Here is a 21837-nt window from a genome sequence, read left to right on the forward strand (position 1 = left end):
CTTCATATGTACTTAATCAGTATCTATGCCATTTTAGTGAGCTATTAGAAAAGCCAATGGCTTGTGTTTCTGTACCATGCGAGGAAGGTCTATAGGTAGGGTTGCAGCGGACGTGCAAGCGCATGGATGCGCTTGTCGAGCCCCCACGGATGGGTTTACGGCGTTCCGCGAAACACCCGGCCCATAGGCCTTCCAAGCCCTGACACTATTTAAGTGACTAACGAAACCCCTTCCCAACGATGTACACCTCACGCGAACGCGCGCGCGATGACTCCGGCTTGCGAATCACCACCTTCTCAAAGGATGACCGCACGTCTTTCAGGTATTCATCGTACCCCACACCCTGAAACACCTTGGCCACATAACTGCCTTTCGGCTTCAACACCTGGCGTGCCATGTCGAGCGCCAGCTCCACCAAATACATCGACGACGCCTGATCCGCCGCATCAACGCCACTGATGTTGGGTGCCATGTCAGAAATGACCACGTCCACAGGCGCACCATTGACCACAGTCATGATCTCATCAAACACGCTCTCTTCGGTGAAATCGCCTTGAATGAACTCGACCCCGGCAATGGAATCCATCGGCAAAATGTCCGACGCCACTACCCGCCCTTTGTGCCCGACCAACTTAGCAGCAACTTGCGACCAACCACCGGGCGCTGAACCCAAATCCATCACCAACATATTGGGGCGAATAAGTTTATCTTTCTCGTTAATCTCCAACAGTTTATAGCTGGCACGCGAACGGTAGCCGTCTTTCTGCGCTTGCTTCACGAACGGATCGTTGACGTGTTCATCCAGCCAACGGTTACTGCTTTTGGATCGTGCCATGGGATGTTTGGTACCAAAAAAATGTGTAGGTATTGTACGTTGTTGCAGAGATGGGTGCCAAGAAATGCACTTCTCACTCGAGAATCAAGCCAATGTGAATTGCTTCTCAATGGAACTTAACCACATTGCAATTCTATTGGGATTGACCGAGGAGAAGTGCAGTGACCGCTGCCTTTGTTTAGTCAACAAGTCATGGAGAGTTAGCACATCAAGCAGCTAAATATCACGCGATTTACTGTGGCGCACCGGAAGAAGACGATCACCAGTATCGATAGGGTTAAAACTTGGGCAAAAGTACCACATGAAACTAATGCAGCAGCAGGGTAGATTGATGCTGATCAATAGATCAAAGCATTTAACGCTCCAAACCCATTAGTGTGTTGCTAAATTAGCCACTTTATTTTAGATTTATCTTAATTACATAGACCAAATAAAAGGGGTTGATCATGAAAACCAATGTTGGCGGTATCGACAAAATCCTGCGCATCGTTATCGGTGCGTTGCTGCTTATTTTGACTGCAACACAAGTCATTGGTCTCTGGGGCTTGGTGGGCATAGTGCCATTGGCTACTGGGCTGTTTAACTTTTGTCCACTGTACTCCATGTTTGGCATTAAGACCTGTAAGGTCAAGTAGCCTCCCATTTGCTAGATTGGCGGGTGCTTTCTCATTGAGGGCACACCCGCCCATCGGCTACGACTATTGGTTTTCGATAATCACTTCTACACGGCGGTTTTGCTGACGCCCAGTGCTGTTGTCATTACTGGCAACCGGTCGATCGAAACCCACCCCAGAAACGCTCAGGCGACGACTGGCGATATCACGGTCGGTAAGATAGGTCTGTACTGCTTCAGCTCGCTGCTGCGACAACGTCTTGTTAAAAGCTGCAGTACCTACATTATCGGTGTGGCCTTCAATTAATACACGTCGCTCAGGATACTGGTTCAGAAAGGTCACCAATTTATCCAAGTTCCGGTTGGAGTCGCCATGAAGCTGAGCACTGCCCGTGGCAAACAGGACGTCCCCCAATGTCAGTACCAAACCGCGCTCGGTAGCTGTCGCTTCGAGTTCCTGAATCCGTTGACGCAGCTGCTCTGCTTGTTGTGCGGAGGACGCAGACGAAGCCGCCTCAGCGCTGCGAGCGTTACGGGCATCGGCGGTGGCCTTGTCTGCTTCCAAGGTTCGTGCCGTTAAGCGGGCTGCATCACGTCGTTCAGTGATGTTCGCCCGATCGGCTTCTGCCTGACGAGCTGTTGCTCGTGCTGTGGCAATTTCCACTAGGCTATCGGCAGCAGATATCCGGAACTCGGACAACTCATCCTCGTTTTTGCCGACCGGCTGCTCAGCCAGAGCAACAGCCTCTTCAGCTTCACGTACTTCAGCCGTAACGTGGCGAACCATGTTAGGATTGCTCTGCAGAGTGGTCAGTTTATTACGGACCTCCAAAGAACCCTCTGGTGCCGCAGGAGATGATGCACAACCGACTAAAAAGGCGGCTGATAACAGGAGCGTTGCACCGGCTTTAAAAACCGGTTTTTTTGACATTAATGTAATAGCTTTCATTGCTGAGTACCTTGGCGCTTCATTTCTTCTTCCAGCGCATCAGAACTGCGCTCCATTTCTTGATTGATCGCTGTCGCTTTCGTAGCTTCAGTTCTCGCCATTGCGAGTTCCGCAGCAAGACGCGACTGGATGGCAAGGCGCTCTGCCTTTAGCATTTCTTCGGCCAAGACGGCCTCTTCAGCCATTTTCAGCTGTGCCCGCGCCTCTTCCAGATCGGCAGGCGCATACTGACGTGCTTCCGCTTGCTCAGCACTGGTGATGGCAGACCTGGCGGCATTGAGTGACTCGACAGGAGAGTTAGGCGTTGAGGCGCAAGCTGTCAGCAATACTGCTGCCAGCAAGCCGATCCCCAGCCGATAGGATCGAGAAATAAAGCCTGTGATGGGTAAATGATTCATAATTTGGATTCCGTTGCTTTGGTTTTTCCCGACGTCCCACTGTCGCCTGGGGCCAGTCGAGTCTTAAACTCGACGCCATCGGATAATGGCGAACTGCCATTGTGCTGTCTGTGCGCTACAACACTTAGCGCCCTGCTTTCACGACACGTTGTTGAGAAATAGGTTCTGCATGAACGCTGGCCTCGCATAAAGCCCGCACGTACAATGCGTGCTTTATACCTTTGTCGCTAAATACCGACCAGGAAGCCCCATGATCCGCATTACCGAACTCGCGTTACCGCTCGACCACCATGCTGACGCATTACGCGCCGCTGTCATCGCACGCCTTGCCATTGCCGACGCCGACCTGCTCGATGTCACCGTCTTCAAACGCAGCTACGATGCGCGCAAGAAAAACACGGAAATCACCTTCGTTTACATCATTGATGTCACCGTCGCCAACGAGGCCGATGTATTGGCGCGGTTTGCCGAAGACCGGCATGTGCGCCCGGCACCTGATACTGCGTACTATCCTGTTGCGCAGGCTCCGGCAGAACTGACCGAGCGACCTGTAGTCATTGGCTTTGGCCCCTGCGGTTTATTCGCGGCGCTGATTTTGGCGCAGATGGGTTTCAAACCCATTGTGTTAGAACGCGGTAAGGACGTACGCAAACGCACAAAAGATACCTGGGCCTTGTGGCGAAAAAAGATATTGTCGCCAGAATCCAACGTCCAGTTCGGCGAAGGCGGCGCAGGCTTGTTCTCCGACGGCAAGCTGTACAGCCAGATCAAAGACCCCAAGTTTTATGGCCGCAAGGTAATGCACGAATTTGTAAAAGCCGGCGCGCCAGAAGAAATTCTGTTCGTCAGCAAGCCACACATCGGGACATTCCGCTTAACCGGCGTCGTGGCCAAGATGCGTGAAGAGATCATCGCCCTAGGTGGCGAGATTCGCTTTGAAAGCAAAATTACCGACCTGCACATTGAAGACCAGCGCGTAACCGGCGTATCACTCGCCAGCGGTGAGCGCATCGACAGCCGTTACGTGGTGTTGGCGGTCGGTCACAGCGCGCGCGATACCTTTCGTATGTTGCACCAAAATGGCGTGTACGTGGAGGCTAAGCCCTTTGCCATCGGTTTTCGCATTGAACACCCACAGTCAGTCATCGACCATGCGCGCTTGGGCAAATACGCCGGGCATCCTGAACTCGGTGCCGCCGACTACAAACTCGTTCACCACGCCAAGAATGGCCGTGCGGTGTACAGCTTCTGCATGTGCCCCGGCGGTACGGTAGTAGCGGCCACATCAGAAGAAGGCCGCGTTGTCACCAACGGCATGAGTCAGTATTCACGCAACGAGCGCAACGCCAATTCCGGTATTGTGGTGAACATTGACCCCGAACAGGACTTCCCAGGCGGCCCGTTAGCCGGCATGGAGTTCCAAGAACAGCTTGAATCGCAAGCCTATGAACTGGGCGGTCGTGACTATTCAGCACCGGCGCAGCTCGTGGGCGATTTTCTGCATGGTCAGCCGTCTACCGAACTGGGCGAAGTAGAGCCTTCCTACAAACCGGGCGTGAAACTCGGTGACCTCGCGCCTTCATTACCCGAATACGCCATCACCGCCATCCGCGAAGCACTGCCCGCCTTCGGCAAACAGATTCGTGGCTTCGACCGGCCCGACGCCATTCTGACTGGCATTGAAACCCGCACGTCGTCACCCATTCGCATCAAACGCGACCACGAAAGCCTGCAAAGCTTGAACACACGCGGCCTGTATCCCGCTGGTGAAGGGGCAGGTTATGCTGGCGGCATCTTGTCGGCGGGTGTTGATGGCATCAAGGTCGCCGAGGCCGTTGCCAAAGCCATGCTGACAGACGCAGGGCTGAGCGCATGAAACTGGATGACATCAAAAAACTCCAACAGAAAAAATACCGTGCTGAGTTTGGGCACTTTTTGGTGGAAGGCGAACACCTGGTGTTGGAGCTGCAAAACGCTGTGCAGCACCAACCGGCACTGCTGAACTCGCGTTTATACGTCACTGAAGCCTGTGCGCAGTGGGCGAGCCCCTTCCCCGTTCAGGTGGTCAGTGACAAGCAGATGGCGCAGATCAGCGACACCAAAACACCGCAGGGCATTGTGGCTGTCGTGCCTACTTTTGATGTGCCCCAGGAACATACAGAAGGCGAAAAAACCGTCTACCTGCACGAAGTGCAAGATCCCGGCAACTTAGGGACTATTTTGCGTACGTTGGCGTGGTTTGGCGGTTTTCGCTTGTTGCTCAGCCCGAACAGCGTTGACCCCTACAACCCAAAAGTCGTGCGTTCCAGCATGGGAGCGATTTTTCATGTACCTATGGAATTGGACGTGCCTTTGGATGCCCTGAGCCAACGTTTCTCGTCCATTGCCTGCTTAGACATGCAAGGACAAGCGCTGACCAGCGCCACGTTCGGCACACACGACTGCTATCTGTTTGGCAATGAAGCGCGTGGTGTGCCGAAAGCCGCCTTGGCGGACTTACAGGCAACGCCCTACACCATTGCGGGTTCAGGCCTGATTGAGTCGTTGAATTTGGCGACGGCGGTGAATCTGTGTGTGTATGAGCTGAAGCGCTGATTTAGAGAAATCAGTCGTCCTTATACTCTTGCTTCTCCAAGCCGTATTTACGCATCTTGTCGTACAGGGTTTTGCGCGGTAAGCCGAGGTCCGCCATGGTGCCTTTGATCGAGCCTTTTTGGCGCATCAATGCCTGCTCAACCAAGGTTTTTTCAAAGCGATCCAGCTGCTCGGGCAGGGTCATAAACCCGGGGTTACTTTCGTTGGTGATGATGCGCTCGAACTCGAACGAACCGCTCTCCCCCATCAACACGTAACGCTCGGCCAAATTGCGCAGTTCGCGCACATTGCCGGGCCAGTCGTAGGTCAGCAAGCTGTGCATGCGCTCTCCGCTGAGCGGCTGCACTTCCCGTTTGTACTGCGCACTTGCAACCAAGCAGAAGTGATACCACAGCAAGGGTATGTCGTCTTTGCGCTCGCGCAGCGGCGGAATGTCCACCCGCACGACGTTCAAGCGGTAATAGAGGTCTTCGCGAAAAATACCTTCATTCGCCAGCTCACGCAGGTCCACCTTGGTGGCGGCCAAGATGCGTATATCCAAGTCCACCAGCACGTTCGAGCCTAGGCGTTCCAACTTGCGCTCTTCCAGTACGCGCAATAGCCGCACCTGCATGGCCATCGGCATGCTTTCAATTTCGTCCAGAAATAGGGTGCCGCCGTTGGCGTGTTCCAGCTTGCCAATGCGCTGGGCTTTGGCGTCGGTGAAGGCACCTTTTTCGTGGCCGAAGATCTCACTCTCCATGATGGACTCCGGCACCGCGCCACAATTAATGGCGACGAACCGGCCAGTACGCCGTGGGCTGTGCTCATGGATGTAACGGGCCACCAGCTCTTTACCCGTGCCGGTTTCACCCTGAATCAGAATATCCGCCGCCGTCGAGGCCACTTGCGCCAACATCTGGCGCAAATGATGAATGTTATGCGTATTGCCAATAATGCGCGGGCCGGGCGCGTTGTAGGCTTGTAACTCCAAGCGCAGATTACGGTTCTCCAACGTCAAGCGACGCTTTTCAACCGCACGGTTCACAATGTCGACGATGACGTCATTGGAGAAAGGCTTCTCAATGAAGTCGTACGCGCCGTTACGAATCGCATTGACCGCCATGGAAATATCACCGTGCCCAGTGATCAGAATCACCGGCAGTTCACGGTCTATTTGCTGTACGTCGGCCAGCAAGTCTAAGCCACTTTTGCCGGGCAAGTTGATGTCGGTTACGATCACGCCCGGCCAGTCCAGATGCAGCAAGTGGCTGATGGCCTGCACGCTGCCGAACTCTTTAACCTGAAATTCTGCCAAGCTCAGTGTTTGCGCAATGGCCGCTCGCACGTCTGGCTCATCTTCAACCAGTATGATTTCTACCGCTGCGCCATCACTCATGCGTGTTTCTCCTGTGGCAATATCTGCCGTGCTTGACCCACCAACGGCAAGCGGACACAGAACTCTGCGCCCCCTAAACGGCCCTGACGCACCCAGATGTCGCCGCCAATGGCTTCAACAATACGGTGACTGATGGATAAGCCAAGGCCTAAGCCAGCCCCGGCGTCCTTGGTGGTAAAAAAGGGTTCAAACAAGCGCTCCGCCATATCGACGGGTACACCCGCACCGTTGTCGCCGACAACCACAATCAGGTGATCGCTGTGCGTAGGGCTGGCCTCGGTATAGATCTCTATGCGCTTGGGCGTAGTTGCGCAGTCGGTGATGGCGTCCACGGCATTCGCCAACAGATTCACCAGTACCTGTTCCAGATAGACGGTGTCACCTTGCACCAGCGTCTCGGCTTCTACCGTGGTTTGCAGGTCAATGTCTTGCTGTTTCAAGCGTGACCCCATGATGGTCAGTGCGCCCTGCACCGCCGCACTGAGACTCACGACCCCCGCTTTGGTTTCGCCTTTGCGCGAAAACACCTTAAACCGCGCAATGATGTCGCCCATGCGTTGTCCCAACTCGCTGATGCGCGTCATGTTGCTGCGTGCCTCGCCCATCTGGTCTTTGTCCAGAAAGCGCACGGCGTTGTCGGCAAAGGCGCGAATGGCGGTGAGCGGCTGATTCAATTCGTGGTTAATGCCCGCACTCATCTGCCCCAACACGGCCAGCTTGGCGGTCTGAATCAATTCTTTCTGGGTATTTTCGTGCTGCCCTATTTCATCGCGCAGCCGCTGGTTACTGACCAGCAGTTCCTGCGTGCGCTCTTTGACGCGCCGCTCCAGTTCACCCTGCGCTTTTTGCAGTTCTGTTTCATACTTTTTGCGCTCGGTCATGTCGTGCAAGGTGAGCAAGAACTTGCGCACGGTTGGCAGGCGCATATCGCTGATAGTCAGTTCAACCGGAATGCTGTGGCCGTCACGGTGCAGCAGGCCGACCTCAATGGTTTGGTGTTCGTGCGTCAGATGGTCCGCCAGCATGCGCCCTACCAGCGCCGCAAAACGCTGGCTGTCTTCCCGGTCCAACAAACGAGCAAATGGCTGCTGCGTCAGTTCGTTCAGCCCGTAGTCCAGCAGCCGCTCCGCTGTTGGGTTGAAGGACTCAATTCGCATGGTGGCGTCCAGAGTAACCAGGCCAGCTTGGGTGTTGTCGATGATGCCACTGATGTACGCTTGATTGTGCCGACTCATCTGCATTGCCACGTTGCGCTCGCGCACCATACGGCGGCGCTGAAACAACGCCAAGGCGACCAGCAGAACGATGATGACTAAGGCGATAGAGAACAAACGGAATAGCTGCACCCGCTCCGTTACTTCGGTCAGCGGGCTCAATACGGCAATGCGAAAGTCCAACAATTGAATGGGTTTCTCTTGCAGCATGTACGTTTTGCGACTGCCATTCTGCTCGCTGGCTTCGGTCAGGTTGAGGTCAATCAGCTCTACCCCGCGATAACGCCGCTGGTCGGCGATGGGTAGTGGCATCACCACATTGTCAATGTAGCGCTGACTCTCCAGAATGCGCTGCTGCTCGCTCTCGGAAATGGGCTCCAAGGCGCGGTACAGCCATTCCGGACGTGAAGTACTGAACACCACACCGTCGGGGTCCAGCAACACAAATTCGTAGGCTTGGTTGCGCAAGGCAATCTCGTATTCATCAACATCCACCTTCACCACGGCAACGCCTATGATGTCGGTGTCGTCATACACCGGATACGAGAAGTAATAACCCCGCTTTAACGACGTCGTGCCGAGCGCATAGTAACGCGCCGCTTCGCCCTGCATGGCGTTTTGGAAATACGGCCGAAAACCAAAATTACCGCCGATGAAGGGCGAGTCCTGATTCCAGTTCGACGCCGCAATGGTCAAACCATCGGCCGCCATGATGTAGCTGTCAGAGGCTTCGGTGATCAGGTTGATCTGCTCCAACTCCAAATTCAGCTTCTGTATTTGCTCGTCGTCGCGTTCACGCAGGGCTAGCCGCACGGCGTCCATACTGGCCAGCAACTTGGGCATGTGTTCGTATTTGGTGATGCCGCTTTCAACTTGCACAGCCAAACGATTCAGCTCAATCTGGCCGCGCTCGGCTAAGCGATCGGTCTGGTTTTGCCGTACCCATTCACCACCGGCCACCACGAAGACAACCGCCAATACCAAGCCAACCACCAACGCTATCAGCGTTCGCTGCGGGCTTGATTGTCGCCAGTTGAAAGTCTTCGCCATGGTTTGTTCCCGTACGATTAAAGCTCAAAGCGTTGGCGCAAGAAGCGCGCAATGCCGTCTTGGTCGTGATGCCCAATCACCGCTGTGGCTACGGCCTTGATCTCATCAATGGCATTTTCTGGCGCATAGGACTCATCGGCCAAGGCGAACATGCTGGCGTCGTTGTCGCCGTCACCAAAACAAATGATGCGTTCAAAGCCCAGCTCGCGCTTCAGCAATTCTACGGCACCGCCTTTACTGGCCGCGCTGTGGTGAATGTCCATCCAATAGGCTCCGGCGTTGTACAGCCCCTCGCCAAAATAGGCCACCAAATGCTCGTATGCTTGCAATTCATCGCCAATCGCCTTGATCGCTTCGCCGTCGCCCAGCGCGCTGATGTTGGTAATCCGCGCATTGTCGGGCAGTGCGGAGAGGGGCAACAGTGGCAACCCACGGTTGTCGCTCAACTCATGCAAGAAGTGCTTACAAGAAGCCGAGCGCACGGGTGGGTGATACACCGCGTGTACATCGTCGTCCTCCACCGTAAAAATGAACGGTGTTACCGGGTGCAAGGCAAAAGACTTCAGCACCGCATTGATTTCTTCAGGGGTCAGCAGCGTATGGTGCGTATAGCCACTCAACTGCGGGTCCCAAATCACCACGCCGTTTTTATACACATGTGGCAACAAGAAGTTGTGCCCTTCCAAACAGGCTTTGGACGCGTGCAACGTCCGGCCGGTCGCAACCGTGTAGGCAATGTGGCGCTCTCCCAACAACCGCAATGTTTCTTCAGTATAGGGGGAGATGCGCTGCTGCGCGTTGAGCAGTGTACCGTCTAGATCAAATACGATCAGTTCCATGAAAAGCCTCTTACGGACGACGTGAATGCAGGTGCCTAGTGTCGCACGCCAGCCCATTCGGAGCCAGTTTCACGGTGCAACTCGGCCGCACCCGAACACCCAGCGCGCGATCATCCTTCAACAAATACACTGTAATAAGCAATCCAAAGCATTCATCAATGACTCTCTGTACACTCAGCCCCATCAAAGGAGTTCGGCTCTTTTTCTTCTTCTGGTCATGTGTTATTCGTAGCCGCATTAGCAATTCATAACACAATAAAAATTTAGCTAGTCTAGGGAACATACAATGAAATTGAGAAACGCAGTAAAGTGGACGCGCCGAGCGTTAGCAGCGGCACTGGTGATTGTGGTCGCCGGCGCTGGCTTCCTCTATTGGCAGCTTACCGGCAGCTTGGCACAACTCAACGGCGAAGTGCAGCACGCCAGCCTGACCGCACCCGTGATGGTTGAACGCGACGCGCAAGGCATTCCGCGCATCATCGCCAACCACCGCCCCGATACTGCGTTTGCATTGGGCTATCTGCACGCCCAAGAACGCTTCTTCCAAATGGATCTGCTGCGCCGCAATTCAGCGGGTGAAATGAGCGGCATGTTCGGCGACGTTGCCCTGAACTACGACAAACGCCTGCGCCTGCATCAGTTCCGTAAGCGCGGAGAAGCGGCTGTTGCAGCTCTGCCTGAAGATCATAAAGCGACCCTTGATGCCTACGTTGAAGGCGTCAATGCCGGTTTAAATGGCCTGCGCAGCAAACCGTTTGAATATCATCTGCTGGGTATCACGCCCGAACCATGGCAAACCGCCGACACCATGCTCGCGCTCTACTCCATGTATTTAGATTTACAGCCGAACTGGAATGAACAGGAAAACTCCCGTGCCGTAATGCGCGACTTGCTGCCCGAAGACTGGTACGCCTTCCTACAACCACAGGGCGGCGAATGGGATGCGCCTATTCACGGTGCGCCGTTTATTTATACCGCCCCAGTGCCTGAACGCTCGTTGGCCGCCTATGAAACCACCCAACAGGTCAGTGCTTATCAATACCGCGACGGCGTAGAAATCGGCTCCAACAGCTGGTCTGCCGCTGGCGCGCGTACCGCCTACACCTCTGGTATGGTGGCGAACGACATGCACCTAGGCTTGCGCGTCCCTAACATCTGGTACCGCGCCACCTGGAACGTACCGGGTTATGGCCGCGAGATCAGCGGTGCCACCCTGCCCGGCACCCCTGCCATGGTGGTCGGGTCTAACCAGCACATTGCCTGGGCATTCACCAACAGCAACGGCGATTACCACGACACCATCGTATTGCAGACACGCAACAACGACAGCGAATACCTCACCCCCGATGGCTGGCAGGCGGTCGAAATGTCGCCCGAAGTCATCACCATCAAAGGCGGTGAAAGCGTCACCGTTGAAATCCCCGTCACGCGCTGGGGCCCGATCATCGGTGAAGACCACAATGGCAATGCCATCGTCATGCGCTGGGTTGCGCACGACGTGGAAGGTGCCAACCTCATGCTGATGAACCTCGAACATACGAACACCGTATTCGATGCCTTGCCCATCGCGGCACAATCGGGCGTACCAGGACAGAATTTCGTGGTGGTCGACCGTGCGGGGAACCAAGCCTGGAGCATCATGGGTCGCTTACCTAAGCGCTCCAATGAAGACTTCGACGGCCGCCTGCCGATGGATTGGTCCGACGGCACCTATTACTGGGATGGCTACCTAGACCCCAGCGACTACCCGGCGGTGATCAACCCCGCCATAGAACGCATCTGGACCGGCAATTCACGCATGGTATCGGACCAACTGTTGGAAAAGGTCGGCCAGGCCGAATACGCGTTGGGCGCACGCCAGCAACAGATACGCAATCGCTTGTTGCAACAGCCAATCCATACCGAACAGGATTTCTTAGACATCCAAATGGACGACCAAGCCGTGTTCCTAGAGCGCTGGCAAGCGGTATTGAGCAGCGTACTGGACGACCCCACCAGCGCTGAAATGGCTGAAATGCAGGCCATGGTTGACGACTGGTCAGGCCACGCCGCAAAAGACGATGTCGGCTACTGGCTGGTAAAACGTTTCCGCGAAAAAGTCATCGACCAAACCGTTGGCGAAATTTTCCGCTACCTCGAAGGACAGGTCGGCCAGGTATTCAGTGCCGAGAACATCAACCGTTATGTGGAATATCCTGTATGGCAGTTGATCACCGAAGAGCCTGACCACCATTTGCCTACCGGCCATGACAGCTGGCAGTCATTCCTGTACGCCGTTGCCGAAGCGACACTGGCCGACGTAACAGCCAACGGGGCTGAGCCGTTGTCCGCGCAGACATGGGGCCGTATCAACACACTAGCGATTGAGCACCCGCTGGCGAACAACGTACCGGTATTTGGCCGTTTCCTGAAAATGCCTGCCGAACCCATGAACGGCGACACCTTCATGCCACTGGTACAGCGCCCCACCACGGGTGCATCACAGCGCTTGGTAGTCGCACCCGGCCATGAAGACAACGGCATCTTTCACATGGCTACCGGCCAAAGTGCGCACCCACTGTCACCGTTTTATGATCGTGGACACCGCGACTGGGTAGATGGACAGCCATCACCGCTGCTGCCCGGAGAAGCACGTCATACGCTGACGTTCCTACCTTAACGGTACTTTAGTCAGGCAGGCCTTCACCCTGAAGGCCTGCCCTCTCACTCGCTCACCTTGACAACCACCTCGACGGCTTCGATAGTTCACACAAGCCTAAAGAGAATACAACAATAATGGCAGTAACCACTGAACCCAGCGTTAACAGCCCATCCGTCCGCCCACTGCTGGACCATCTGCAACAGCGCGGCATAGCCCCAGAAACCCTTTACAACCCTGATTTGGTCACTCAGATTCGCCAACGGAACGAACACATACCTATCCGAATTTGGTATGAGATGTTTACGCAAGCCATTGCCGCCACCAACGATCCCGACTTGCCCTTGGTGCTTGGAGAACAGGCTCAGCCAGCCCAGTTTGGCATACTCGGCTTCGCAGCCATGAGTGCTACCACCGTGCGCGACGTCATAGACATCTTGAAACGCTATGAAACCCTAATTGATGAAGTGAATGAGACGGCCGTCGTCCAAAATGGAGAGTTTGTAGAACTGCATTGGCTTCCTATCGCCACCACCCCTAACAAGTGTTTCATGCAATTGTCTCTGTCGAGCTGGCTAAGTATCCTGCGCCAAATAACCGGCTGCACCGTCCGAGCCGAAGCCCATTTTAACTTTGCTCCACCCGCACAACTGGATAAATACTATCAGTTGTTTGATCAGGTGCAGTTCAACACGCCAGTCACCAAGCTGCGACTGGCCGCCTCTGCCTTAGACCTGCCCATACTCTACAGCGACCCAGACACATACCGTTTTCTTTTAAACAAGGCAGAATCTGAATTGCGAGCCAGCAACGAGCCTGCATGGTTGAAGCAGTTAAAAAACCAAATCAGAAACCAACTGCCTACCGGCCGCAGTCGCTTGGAAGACATCGCTGAACAACTGGAAATAGCACCACGTAGCCTGCAGCACCGCCTAAGCCGGCTCAACTTGACCTATCGCCAAGTGCTGGACGATGTGCGCCTAGAGCAAGCAGAGCGTTATCTGTGCAGCACTGAGCTAAGTATTGTCGACATCAGTTTTTTGCTCGGATACGCCGAACAAAGCGCCTTCAATCATGCTTTTAAACGTTGGAAGGCAACATCGCCTCATACCTTCAGGGCAGAATCACAAGCAGGCCGCAAATAGCCTAGCCCACTCTGTCACATGAGATTACTGATTGATCAGATTTTGATACGACCTAAAAACACATCCCGTAACATCACAAAATCCCCCATCAAACTGTACAGCGGATGGGTAAAGGTAGCCGGTCGATTGTGTTCAAAGAAAAAGTGCCCCACCCAAGCGAAGGCATAACCCACCACCAGCGCTAACGGCAAGAACGCCCACAGCTGTGACACCAGTAAATAAATCAATGTAAGTATCGAAAGACTGGTGCCCACAACATGCAAACGACGGCAAACTATATTGCTGTGCTGCTCAAGATAAAAAGGATAAAACTCGCTGAAAGAGCTGAAACGCTGTTCAGTAGCAGATTGGCGGTCGTTCATAACGCTACCCTCATATTGAATCAATGATCACAGCATGCCAAGAGCCACCTCGAACGTCTTGATAGTACACACAAGGGAATTGATAATTCATACACAGTGGAAGGCGCGATACACTGACTCGGGTGACTTCCGCTCGCGACATGCATCGCAAAAAGAGGGCTGTTGACAACGCTCCTCTCCCCTGCTGCCCGGCACGTCACGCTACAGCCTGACCTTCGTACCTTAGCAACCGACTCATAATAATCTTCGGTAGATACCATCTCTCCGCACCGACCTCAAGCGGTTACTAAACCGCCTGAGGTTGATAGGGTTGCTGGTTCTTTATCACGCCAAAGCAGATCTGAACCAGCTTACGCATGGCCGCTCCTAAGGCGGCCATCCTGCTCTTTCCTTGTGCGAGCAGGCGATTTTTCTGTTTCTTAATGTCCGGGTTGTGCTGGCTTGCCGCCACCGCCGCCATGTACAGCTTGGCACGCAAGTAGGAAGGGCCTGTTTTACTGAGTGTCGTTTTGCCTTTGAGCACTCCAGACTCCCACAGTCGAGGGATCAGCCCGAGATAAGCCGCTACTTGTTTCGCCGTACAGAAGCGCTTGCGCGCAAAAAGGCAGACCAGTTCGCGCTGCATGACGCCGCCAATACCTTTGATGCTCCCCAGTAGCTCGTGATTCGTTGCCAGCACAGGGTCTTTTTTAATCCGATCATCAATGTCTTGTTTCAGACGCTCAATCTCGTCATCCAATTTGCCGATCATCGCGTGAATGGAGTCAGTCACTCGCAGTGATGCGCCGGATATCTGACTGCTTTCCAGTCGATTAGTCTCACGCTGACGGTCTTTTTCTAGTGCATGTAACCGCCGTGAAATAGCTTTCAGCTCTCGCACTTCTGGCGGATCCGGCTCCCAGCGATGTAAGTTGGCAGGCTCACTGGCACCGTACTTTGCCAGCAGTTTTGCATCAGACTTATCGGTCTTGTGCGTCATACCATGAGACTTGGCAAACAGATTTGCCTTTCCGGGGTTGGCTACAAACACCCGATAGCCTTGTTCATGCAGGTGATACACGAGGCCTTCGTGATAAACACCGGTGGCTTCCAGTGTGATATGAACGGACTCTGGGCTCATATCAATCGACTTCGCTAGCCACTGACTGATCAGGTGAAAGTCACTGTTCTTAAACACTTTCGTTTTTACTTTTTTGCCCGTTGCGTCGCGCAACCAGCACAGGTCAATTTTGCTTTTGCTGACATCAATACCAACGTAAGCAACCATCTCGCTCCACTCCCCTTGTACATACAGCATCACTTTCCACTGGAAAGGCGCTTGGATACCATTCAGTTTAAGAGATAAACGAAGTGAGGGGACAATCTACGTTTCAGTCGTCACTGCACTCAGGGCAGGTACGTCCTCACTCACTTCACGGTTATAGTGATAGCTAATCACCTCACCTGGAGAGATACAAGGGCAGGTGTTTACACCTGCCGAAATTTCGCAGGTGTAAACACCCTCCCTACAACTACTACCTCTTTATCTTGACGTAGATATGGCTGTTGTAAAAAACGCCGTGTTTGAAGCAGGCCTTTTCCTGAACAGCTTCCTCATGGTAACCACTTTTTACCAAGACCCTTTTCGACGCCTCATTGGGCGCGAACACCGGCGCAAACAAACGAACCATTTTTGTCGTTTGAAACATGGTGTCTGTCATCGCAGAAATGGCCTGAGTGGCAATGCCCTTTCCCCAGTGCGCCTCACCCAGCCAGTAGCCGATCTCGCCGCAGTGCGCACGCTCAAACGAACCCGGCTTCACACCAATCGTACCCACGAACACGCCGTCATACTCGATCGCCTTGACGATACTGTCCTTCGAACCTTCGTTGACCCACCACCGCGCATCAGCCTCGGAGTAGGACTCAGGAATACTGGATGTTAAGTATCTGGTGACACGTGGATTACTCAAATACTCCACAAACAAGGGTATGTCGCTGTCACGATACTCACGGAGATTGATCATTGCATAGTGCTCCTTATGTGCTCTTTGTTGACTGTGTTAACGTCCCGTTAACATTTGCGTGACGAGATTAGACGTTTGCATTCCGGCCAGCAAGATGTGATGCCGTCGGTTGAAGCAAATCCCACATGTTGCCGTAGAGATCGAGAAACACCGCCACTGTCCCATACGGCTCCTGCTTTGGCTCCCGAACAAACTCCACACCTTTTGCTTTGTAGCGCTCATAGTCGCGCCAAAAGTCATCGGTGTACAAGAAGAGGAACACCCGCCCACCCGTCTGGCTGCCAACTCGGTCTTCTTGCTCCGGAGTTGAAGCGCGCGCAAGCAGAAGTTGGCTCTCTGTGGCACCCGGCGGCGAAACAACCACCCACCGTTTGGATTGTTCAGGCACGTCTAAGTCCTCAACAAGCCTGAAACCGAGCGTATCGACGAAGAACGCGATGGCTTCATCGTAGTCACGCACAACAAGGGACACGAGGCCGAGTGATTGTTTCATGGGAATTCTCTGCTTCTCAACGGACACAAACAGTAGACTCGATTATTGAATGGTTCAAGTGCCATTCTGGCTACGAAAGTGCGCAACCAGTGCATTAGCATGACCGTGTCCTAATCCGTGCTCACTCTTTAGCCAAGCAACCATCTCCATATGCCTTAGTTCATTCTGAGTTGCCAGAAGATCAAGCCAATGCTTAATTGGAAAACCATATTTTGCTTCTATAGAGGGGAAGTACGACGCTGGCCCCTTAATTTGTTTCTCAGTGGACATGGTGCATTTACCTCACATTAGCTGCCCTGGAATGAAATCTGCGCTTACTTAATAGTCTGAAAACTGTGAATTCGACAAGACCTAAAGCAAATTCCCACCCCACCCAAGCCCACACACCAATGCCCTTAACGCTGCTATTGTTGAGAGCATTGTTGCTATGGGAGATTTGATCTTTCTTCAAATTCTTAAAGGTATCAGAGACGACCGTGAGTACCATACAACCAAGCAAAGCCTAATGACGCTGGACCAACTCGAGTTGTTTGGCAAAGGCATGCCGGAGCAGTGCGCCGAGAACTACCGCACACTGCGCAAAAAGGGAATTACTGTTCGAAAAACTACGGACGTCATTATTGCGACCTTTTGCATTGAGCAGCGAATACCTTTGCTGTTCACTGATCGCGATTTCATTCCGTTTGTTGATCATCTTGGGCTTATCTCGGCGCTTCCGGAAACGTAACTCCTGAGTTCAGCGGTACTTGAGGCGACGCCTATTTTTGCGGCCAAAAAACAGCTATTGCCTATTGCTCCGAGAAGTCTCATACGCGTTATGTTTACCGGGCATTGAACACTGGGCCAAGGAATTGATGGAGATCTCCCACCGCCGTCGCATATCTGTGCTCTGTATACGCGCTATAGAGCTTTCGCCTAATTTGTACCGCATCCATACCTGTAGCGGCCTCTACATGCTCAACTAGATAATTGGTACGCCGCTTGGCTTGTTCCCTGGGGTTTGCACTCGTTCTTAAAAGGTAATCCTGCGTTTGAACCAATCTCCCAAAGTTCACGACGTGGCCTGCGAAACTTGCACGAAGCTGGGCCTGCATCTGTCCACTTTCGATCATGGATGTGATTCCGCACTCTGGGGTGCAAGGCAAATAACTGAGGTTTCCGTGAGCTCGATTGAACAAATTTAACAACTGCTGATTACCTGAACGCCGGGCTTCGGCCAAAGACTCAGTTTGAACGTCTTGGTCCAATACCGCATGCCGGCGTACATGAGCAGGAAATATTTGTGAGGATGCATTGAGAAACTCAAGAACCTGAACAAAACCGCCCACAGGAACAATCTTAAAAAGAGGCTGGTAGCGAATCTCTAGATTCGCTACCTGAAGGTATCTTTGAACTATTTGTTCCAAGAGAATCTTGGCCTGTTTGTCTTCGACAAAAAAGACAAAATCCACATTCAATTCGTCATCAAAGGCAACTTCACCCAAAATTTGTGCCGGATATGGCTTTTGCGTGACCTGAATCTCACCTCCTTGAGCCTCAGAAAGATGAATCAGCTGGGAACGCATAGCTGATTTGATTATTGATGCAGAGTGCGTTGAAAAAACCACCGTCAGTCGCTTCGTCTGCGCGACCCTATTCAGAGCTTCTAAGAGCCTAATTTGGGCTTGTGGGTGCAGTGCCATCTCGATTTCATCAATCAAAATCAAACTTCCATTTCGCACATTGGACAGCCTCTGCGCAAGCCTCAGCACGCAGAGCTCCCCCAAGCTAAAGCTCTTCTCGGAATAGTAATGCCAGGGCGCCCGAGCATGAGTTCGATACGGAATCAGATATGCCAGATTTCCCGTTCCTCGCCTCGTATTGAGATACTTCAATTCACTCCATTTATCGTCATCCAGAACTTCGCAAATGAAATCCTTCAGATCTTGCCCCGCATCCCGAAATCGGTTGTGGCTAATCTCATCGGCGAACGGTTCAATGCGATCCGAGTTGGCTTCAAGATACTCAATTGACGGATATGGAAAATCATCAAAGATGATCGCATTAGATCGAGGCCTTGCTCGCCACCGTTGTCCACCGTACCGATACGTCACAGAACGGTTGTTTATCTCATAGGTCACCGACGCGTTCTCGTATAAATCAACCCGGTGCGCCATTGGGCTTGTCTGATAGTAGCGTTGAAAAGCGTACGAGTTCCGGATTCGAAGCAATGCCGCTAGCAGCGTTGATTTGCCAGTTCCATTTCTCCCAGTTAACACCCACACACCAGCGGGAGGTACTGAGAACTCAAGAAGGCCGATGCCTTTAATGTTTTCGAGTCGAAGCTTCATTTTTCGGGGTAACCATAACGCCTTGCTCACCGGTAAATTGCGAGCGTAGCGAGTAAATTATCCGCGCGCAGTTTTTTGTTAGCTTTCCTGCACCGGAGTTCAGTTGAAGGCTTTTTCAAGCCTTGCGTTTCTGTGCCGTCATCTTTCCTCTCCTCTCGATACCCTCTCGCCAAGCATCCAATTCCATAATATCAGCAAGTAGTTCGTCGGGGTCTGGAACAGCAATGCCGCCTTGCAGGGCCTTATCATGTGCGTAGTTCGAACACTTGCTCATGCCAGCATAGACTTTTGCATAATCACCATCTTCAACAACGACACCAGCAAGTCGCTGTGTTTCAACGCCTTTCCGGAATCGCAGGATAACCTCGCGCAATAGAACTTCCTCGACTGCCCGCTCCCACGTCATACGGAGCCGGAAATAAGCATCAACTGTTTGTCTTTGATGCTCTTGCTCTTCGCCGTCCCTGTGCAGCTTGGCTATAGTTTGATGCTGAGCTTTAAGGGCCTTAATCCGCTTACTAGTGCTTTTCCCCTCGAAAGGGAGCTCTGGATCGGCCATCCCGAATCCCTCAGCACGGCGTGTCAAGCTCTGTGTGGCAATAGGTACGGTTGCAATTTTTGCTTCCTCGGCCAGCAGACAGAGGAAATAAATATCATGGGTAAATACGATGACCTGACGCTGTGCGGCTTCTTGCGCTAGTCGCTTTGCTACTCGCTCACGGCGGCGATGGTCTAGAGAGGACACCGGGTCGTCAAATACAATACCGCCCTTTCCATCACTTAACCCGACCTCGGCCAGAAAAGAACCTATCGCTATTGCCCGCTGCTCTCCTTCACTAAGAATTTCACCAGGGTTACGACTTTGTGGTAATTCAAGTTTTAGTTTGTGCAAAGCCTTACCCCTGTCGGAGCGGCTTTGTAGCGAAACGCGAAGCATACCTACGCCTAACTCCTTGAATTCGCGGTTGAGTGCTTCAGCTAGTTCGTTGGACACAACCTTTTCGGCCAACTCTGATGCTTTTCGCGAAATGGAATTTGTCTTGACACCCGACAGGCACTGCTTAAGTTTGGCCTGGTGATCCAGCCGGCTGACCGCCAAGAGCACAGCATCCTTGACCTGACTCAAGCGCACTCGCGCATCTAGTTCAATGAACTGCTTTTGAACTGCAGCACGCGCCTTTTCGTCGGATGCTCTTTCAAGAATCTCAGCCTCGGCATTCAACTTGTCAGCTAGCACTTGAAGTCGCGCAGATGGGTTGGCCAACGCTTGTTCGGTACCTTCCCATTCGTGGGAGATTACCGCAGCCTTGATGGCTTCCTGGCGAGCGACCAGCGATTGGTCAAAGACTTTGACATCATTCGCGAGTTGCGGGTCCAAGCCTTCGATCTCACCGTAAGTCACATCGTCAATATTCAAAGTCAGAACGTTCGCGATGAACGGCTTGTACTCTGCGTACAGAGCTAGTCGACGCTCTTGGGCGCTTTTCTCTGCCTCAGCTTGAATGAAGGACTCAAAACGCTGTAAACGGGCGGCGCCCTCGGCAAGAGGTTGCTGGCATAGCGGACAAGGTGAATCGGTTCCCAGTTCTGGAAAGGCCTTGTCCGGATGGGACTCTGCCGCAAACTTCCGAGCGGCGTCGAACAGCTCACGCCAAGCCTCTCCCCCAGTGCCACGTAGCAAACTTTCACCTTCCGTAAACTGCGTAGCTGCAAGTGCGGCGGCTGACTGCGCAGTGCGATAACTGTCTGCCAGCTTGCGCAATCTGGCTACCACCGTATGATCTACCAGCGCGCCCTTGTTTATTGCGTTTGTTGAAATGGCGGCAACTCGGCGAGCACGCAGACGCAATTGAATCGCCTTTTCCTTCGGATTGTTTTCCTTCAAACTCTTATCTAGAGCCTCATGTTGGGCTAAATCTTCCTGCGAAAGCGTCGCCAATGTTTCGATTTGGGCTTGCGTCGTTCTGGCCGATAGTCCTGAAATCAGTTTGCCAACGGCGGTGTCGCCGTGGAGCGGCACGAAAGCTGTAAGGTCTGCGGCAGACTGAGTATGCTCGGTTTCTATCGCAGTCTTCAGATGTTTACAGACCTTCGCAAGTCGCTCGAACACATCTAGCCCGTAGGGCACGTAAGAAAAGTCATCTTCACTATCTAGGTAGGCACGCGCGCAGTGCGAATCAAAGATCGCGAAAGACGACAGCGCTGCTGGAGCCGCTTTGCCGTCAGTCCAGTGCGCATCTTGTGCCGAACCATCAATTTTTATTTCGAATACGGCTTCGGCTTTCCCCGTTTGGCTTGCAGGTAGAGCGGCGTTCGGATGAATTGCTTCCATCTGATCGCGGGCACGGCATGCGCGTTTGAGCACGCGTGAGTATCCTGATTTTCCTGAACCGTTGTCACCATATATAACTGTCATCCCATCGGGACTAAACGACAGGCGCTGATTTTCTGCAATCGCGTTGACATGACGCATATTCTTCATTGCAAGCAGTTCAACGTGAGTTGTCGCTTTCACTGGTGCAGGGATCTCATCGGCCGTTAGCGGATTGGGCTTCCGCCCTTTTGGGTCGGGAATACCATTCGCAGCTTTCAGTAGCGCAAATAGATCATCTTGGTCTTCTGCTGTTAGGGTCTGTCTAGCCAGCAAACGTGCTACCGCATCACTTTGCCATGCCGGAAGATCCTGCGACCAATTCAGTATTTCTTGCAGTAGCGACAACATCTTCTCCTTTTTTATTTGCCGGCCGATTTAGACTCGCTCCAAAAAGCTAACATTTATATCGCAGTTTCTGAGGCAGCTCTGCCAGAGAACACAATTTCAACCCAAACACTCACTACAAACTCCAACTGGCCGGGGTTTTCTGTCTTAACGTCTCTTATTGGCAAAGCGCAAAACAATCACCAAGACCACTATCAGACTTATCAGCCGCCCCCTTCTTGGTTGCCCTACTACTTTTAGCCCCTGCGTCACATTGTTGCAATGTTCTATGTG

General features: G+C 53.0%; 19 protein-coding genes. 6 read left to right on the forward strand and 13 right to left on the reverse strand.

Features of this window, described 5'->3' with window-relative positions:
• Positions 1 to 217 precede the first annotated feature (217 nt).
• Positions 218 to 835: a 23S rRNA (uridine(2552)-2'-O)-methyltransferase RlmE gene (rlmE, locus tag NFC81_RS10795; RefSeq protein ID WP_304994495.1), complete on the reverse strand. Its 618-nt coding sequence runs from the start codon at positions 833 to 835 to the stop codon at positions 218 to 220.
• A gap of 446 nt (positions 836 to 1281) precedes the next feature.
• Here rlmE and NFC81_RS10800 point away from each other — a divergent pair, with 446 nt between their 5' ends.
• Complete coding sequence (locus NFC81_RS10800) at positions 1282 to 1470, forward strand: DUF2892 domain-containing protein (protein WP_304994496.1); 189 nt, start codon at positions 1282 to 1284, stop codon at positions 1468 to 1470.
• Positions 1471 to 1533: 63 nt separating this feature from the next.
• Here the strand turns inward: NFC81_RS10800 and NFC81_RS10805 are convergent, their stop codons facing one another.
• Both NFC81_RS10805 and NFC81_RS10810 read right to left on the reverse strand, forming a co-directional pair.
• Positions 1534 to 2235, reverse strand: a complete 702-nt coding sequence (locus NFC81_RS10805) for an OmpA family protein (RefSeq protein WP_304994497.1) — start codon at positions 2233 to 2235, stop codon at positions 1534 to 1536.
• Positions 2236 to 2393: 158 nt separating this feature from the next.
• Complete coding sequence (locus tag NFC81_RS10810) at positions 2394 to 2795, reverse strand: DUF4398 domain-containing protein (RefSeq protein ID WP_304994498.1); 402 nt, start codon at positions 2793 to 2795, stop codon at positions 2394 to 2396.
• Positions 2796 to 3045: 250 nt separating this feature from the next.
• Between NFC81_RS10810 and NFC81_RS10815 the strand changes: the two genes are divergently transcribed.
• Together NFC81_RS10815 and NFC81_RS10820 are read left to right on the forward strand one after the other, a co-directional pair.
• On the forward strand, positions 3046 to 4671 hold the full coding sequence (locus NFC81_RS10815; protein WP_304994499.1) for an NAD(P)/FAD-dependent oxidoreductase: 1626 nt from the start codon (positions 3046 to 3048) through the stop codon (positions 4669 to 4671).
• On the forward strand, positions 4668 to 5390 hold the full coding sequence (locus tag NFC81_RS10820) for an RNA methyltransferase (RefSeq protein WP_304994500.1): 723 nt from the start codon (positions 4668 to 4670) through the stop codon (positions 5388 to 5390). Before NFC81_RS10815 ends, NFC81_RS10820 begins: the two co-directional genes overlap by 4 nt.
• 10 nt (positions 5391 to 5400) lie before the next feature.
• Here NFC81_RS10820 and NFC81_RS10825 read toward each other — a convergent pair whose 3' ends face one another.
• The 3 genes from NFC81_RS10825 to NFC81_RS10835 are packed head-to-tail and all read right to left on the reverse strand — an operon-like array spanning position 5401 to position 9871.
• Positions 5401 to 6768 carry a sigma-54 dependent transcriptional regulator gene (locus tag NFC81_RS10825; RefSeq protein ID WP_304994501.1) on the reverse strand — a complete coding sequence of 456 codons (1368 nt, stop codon included), beginning with the start codon at positions 6766 to 6768 and terminating at the stop codon, positions 5401 to 5403.
• Positions 6765 to 9032 carry an ATP-binding protein gene (locus tag NFC81_RS10830; RefSeq protein WP_304994502.1) on the reverse strand — a complete coding sequence of 756 codons (2268 nt, stop codon included), beginning with the start codon at positions 9030 to 9032 and terminating at the stop codon, positions 6765 to 6767. Before NFC81_RS10830 ends, NFC81_RS10825 begins: the two co-directional genes overlap by 4 nt.
• A gap of 17 nt (positions 9033 to 9049) precedes the next feature.
• The gene (locus tag NFC81_RS10835) at positions 9050 to 9871 is read right to left on the reverse strand and encodes an HAD-IIB family hydrolase (protein WP_304994503.1); all 822 of its coding nucleotides are present in this window, start codon (positions 9869 to 9871) and stop codon (positions 9050 to 9052) included.
• 286 nt (positions 9872 to 10157) lie between these two features.
• Here NFC81_RS10835 and NFC81_RS10840 point away from each other — a divergent pair, with 286 nt between their 5' ends.
• Both NFC81_RS10840 and NFC81_RS10845 read left to right on the forward strand, forming a co-directional pair.
• Positions 10158 to 12530, forward strand: coding sequence for a penicillin acylase family protein (locus tag NFC81_RS10840; protein ID WP_304994504.1), 2373 nt, complete (start codon positions 10158 to 10160; stop codon positions 12528 to 12530).
• Between the two features lie 116 nt (positions 12531 to 12646).
• Positions 12647 to 13654: an AraC family transcriptional regulator gene (locus tag NFC81_RS10845; RefSeq protein ID WP_304994505.1), complete on the forward strand. Its 1008-nt coding sequence runs from the start codon at positions 12647 to 12649 to the stop codon at positions 13652 to 13654.
• A 35-nt stretch (positions 13655 to 13689) separates the two neighbouring features.
• On the opposite strand, the gene NFC81_RS10850 is transcribed toward NFC81_RS10845, so the two are convergent.
• The 5 genes from NFC81_RS10850 to NFC81_RS10870 form a co-directional block, all read right to left on the reverse strand.
• Complete coding sequence (locus NFC81_RS10850; RefSeq protein ID WP_304994506.1) at positions 13690 to 14016, reverse strand: DUF962 domain-containing protein; 327 nt, start codon at positions 14014 to 14016, stop codon at positions 13690 to 13692.
• A 286-nt stretch (positions 14017 to 14302) separates the two neighbouring features.
• Positions 14303 to 15313, reverse strand: coding sequence for an IS110 family transposase (locus NFC81_RS10855; protein ID WP_304994324.1), 1011 nt, complete (start codon positions 15311 to 15313; stop codon positions 14303 to 14305).
• Positions 15314 to 15530: 217 nt separating this feature from the next.
• On the reverse strand, positions 15531 to 16022 hold the full coding sequence (locus NFC81_RS10860) for a GNAT family N-acetyltransferase (RefSeq protein ID WP_304994507.1): 492 nt from the start codon (positions 16020 to 16022) through the stop codon (positions 15531 to 15533).
• Between the two features lie 67 nt (positions 16023 to 16089).
• Positions 16090 to 16515, reverse strand: a complete 426-nt coding sequence (locus NFC81_RS10865) for a VOC family protein (RefSeq protein WP_304994508.1) — start codon at positions 16513 to 16515, stop codon at positions 16090 to 16092.
• Between the two features lie 54 nt (positions 16516 to 16569).
• On the reverse strand, positions 16570 to 16785 hold the full coding sequence (locus NFC81_RS10870; RefSeq protein WP_304994509.1) for a DUF4287 domain-containing protein: 216 nt from the start codon (positions 16783 to 16785) through the stop codon (positions 16570 to 16572).
• 157 nt (positions 16786 to 16942) lie between these two features.
• Here NFC81_RS10870 and NFC81_RS10875 point away from each other — a divergent pair, with 157 nt between their 5' ends.
• Positions 16943 to 17242 carry a VapC toxin family PIN domain ribonuclease gene (locus tag NFC81_RS10875; RefSeq protein WP_304994510.1) on the forward strand — a complete coding sequence of 100 codons (300 nt, stop codon included), beginning with the start codon at positions 16943 to 16945 and terminating at the stop codon, positions 17240 to 17242.
• A 94-nt stretch (positions 17243 to 17336) separates the two neighbouring features.
• Here the strand turns inward: NFC81_RS10875 and NFC81_RS10880 are convergent, their stop codons facing one another.
• Positions 17337 to 18845 carry an AAA family ATPase gene (locus NFC81_RS10880; protein WP_304994511.1) on the reverse strand — a complete coding sequence of 503 codons (1509 nt, stop codon included), beginning with the start codon at positions 18843 to 18845 and terminating at the stop codon, positions 17337 to 17339.
• 115 nt (positions 18846 to 18960) lie between these two features.
• Entirely contained in the window at positions 18961 to 21567 is a 2607-nt protein-coding gene (locus tag NFC81_RS10885) for an AAA family ATPase (RefSeq protein ID WP_304994512.1), read from the reverse strand.
• Positions 21568 to 21837: the final 270 nt, after the last annotated feature.

The organism is Salinispirillum sp. LH 10-3-1 (assembly GCF_030643825.1).
GTDB lineage: Bacteria > Pseudomonadota > Gammaproteobacteria > Pseudomonadales > Natronospirillaceae > Salinispirillum.

Excerpts from the sequence above, each read along its gene's own strand:
- NFC81_RS10800 (WP_304994496.1), top strand. The coding sequence starts at position 1,282 with ATGAAAACCAATGTTGGCGGTATCGACAAAATCCTGCGCATCGTTATC.
- NFC81_RS10860 (WP_304994507.1), bottom strand. The coding sequence starts at position 16,022 with ATGATCAATCTCCGTGAGTATCGTGACAGCGACATACCCTTGTTTGTG.
- NFC81_RS10815 (WP_304994499.1), top strand. The coding sequence starts at position 3,046 with ATGATCCGCATTACCGAACTCGCGTTACCGCTCGACCACCATGCTGAC.
- NFC81_RS10850 (WP_304994506.1), bottom strand. The coding sequence starts at position 14,016 with ATGAACGACCGCCAATCTGCTACTGAACAGCGTTTCAGCTCTTTCAGC.
- NFC81_RS10855 (WP_304994324.1), bottom strand. The coding sequence starts at position 15,313 with ATGCTGTATGTACAAGGGGAGTGGAGCGAGATGGTTGCTTACGTTGGT.
- NFC81_RS10880 (WP_304994511.1), bottom strand. The coding sequence starts at position 18,845 with ATGAAGCTTCGACTCGAAAACATTAAAGGCATCGGCCTTCTTGAGTTC.
- NFC81_RS10805 (WP_304994497.1), bottom strand. The coding sequence starts at position 2,235 with ATGGTTCGCCACGTTACGGCTGAAGTACGTGAAGCTGAAGAGGCTGTT.
- NFC81_RS10810 (WP_304994498.1), bottom strand. The coding sequence starts at position 2,795 with ATGAATCATTTACCCATCACAGGCTTTATTTCTCGATCCTATCGGCTG.
- rlmE (WP_304994495.1), bottom strand. The coding sequence starts at position 835 with ATGGCACGATCCAAAAGCAGTAACCGTTGGCTGGATGAACACGTCAAC.
- NFC81_RS10825 (WP_304994501.1), bottom strand. The coding sequence starts at position 6,768 with ATGAGTGATGGCGCAGCGGTAGAAATCATACTGGTTGAAGATGAGCCA.
- NFC81_RS10830 (WP_304994502.1), bottom strand. The coding sequence starts at position 9,032 with ATGGCGAAGACTTTCAACTGGCGACAATCAAGCCCGCAGCGAACGCTG.
- NFC81_RS10820 (WP_304994500.1), top strand. The coding sequence starts at position 4,668 with ATGAAACTGGATGACATCAAAAAACTCCAACAGAAAAAATACCGTGCT.
- NFC81_RS10870 (WP_304994509.1), bottom strand. The coding sequence starts at position 16,785 with ATGTCCACTGAGAAACAAATTAAGGGGCCAGCGTCGTACTTCCCCTCT.
- NFC81_RS10835 (WP_304994503.1), bottom strand. The coding sequence starts at position 9,871 with ATGGAACTGATCGTATTTGATCTAGACGGTACACTGCTCAACGCGCAG.
- NFC81_RS10840 (WP_304994504.1), top strand. The coding sequence starts at position 10,158 with ATGAAATTGAGAAACGCAGTAAAGTGGACGCGCCGAGCGTTAGCAGCG.
- NFC81_RS10845 (WP_304994505.1), top strand. The coding sequence starts at position 12,647 with ATGGCAGTAACCACTGAACCCAGCGTTAACAGCCCATCCGTCCGCCCA.
- NFC81_RS10885 (WP_304994512.1), bottom strand. The coding sequence starts at position 21,567 with ATGTTGTCGCTACTGCAAGAAATACTGAATTGGTCGCAGGATCTTCCG.
- NFC81_RS10875 (WP_304994510.1), top strand. The coding sequence starts at position 16,943 with ATGGGAGATTTGATCTTTCTTCAAATTCTTAAAGGTATCAGAGACGAC.
- NFC81_RS10865 (WP_304994508.1), bottom strand. The coding sequence starts at position 16,515 with ATGAAACAATCACTCGGCCTCGTGTCCCTTGTTGTGCGTGACTACGAT.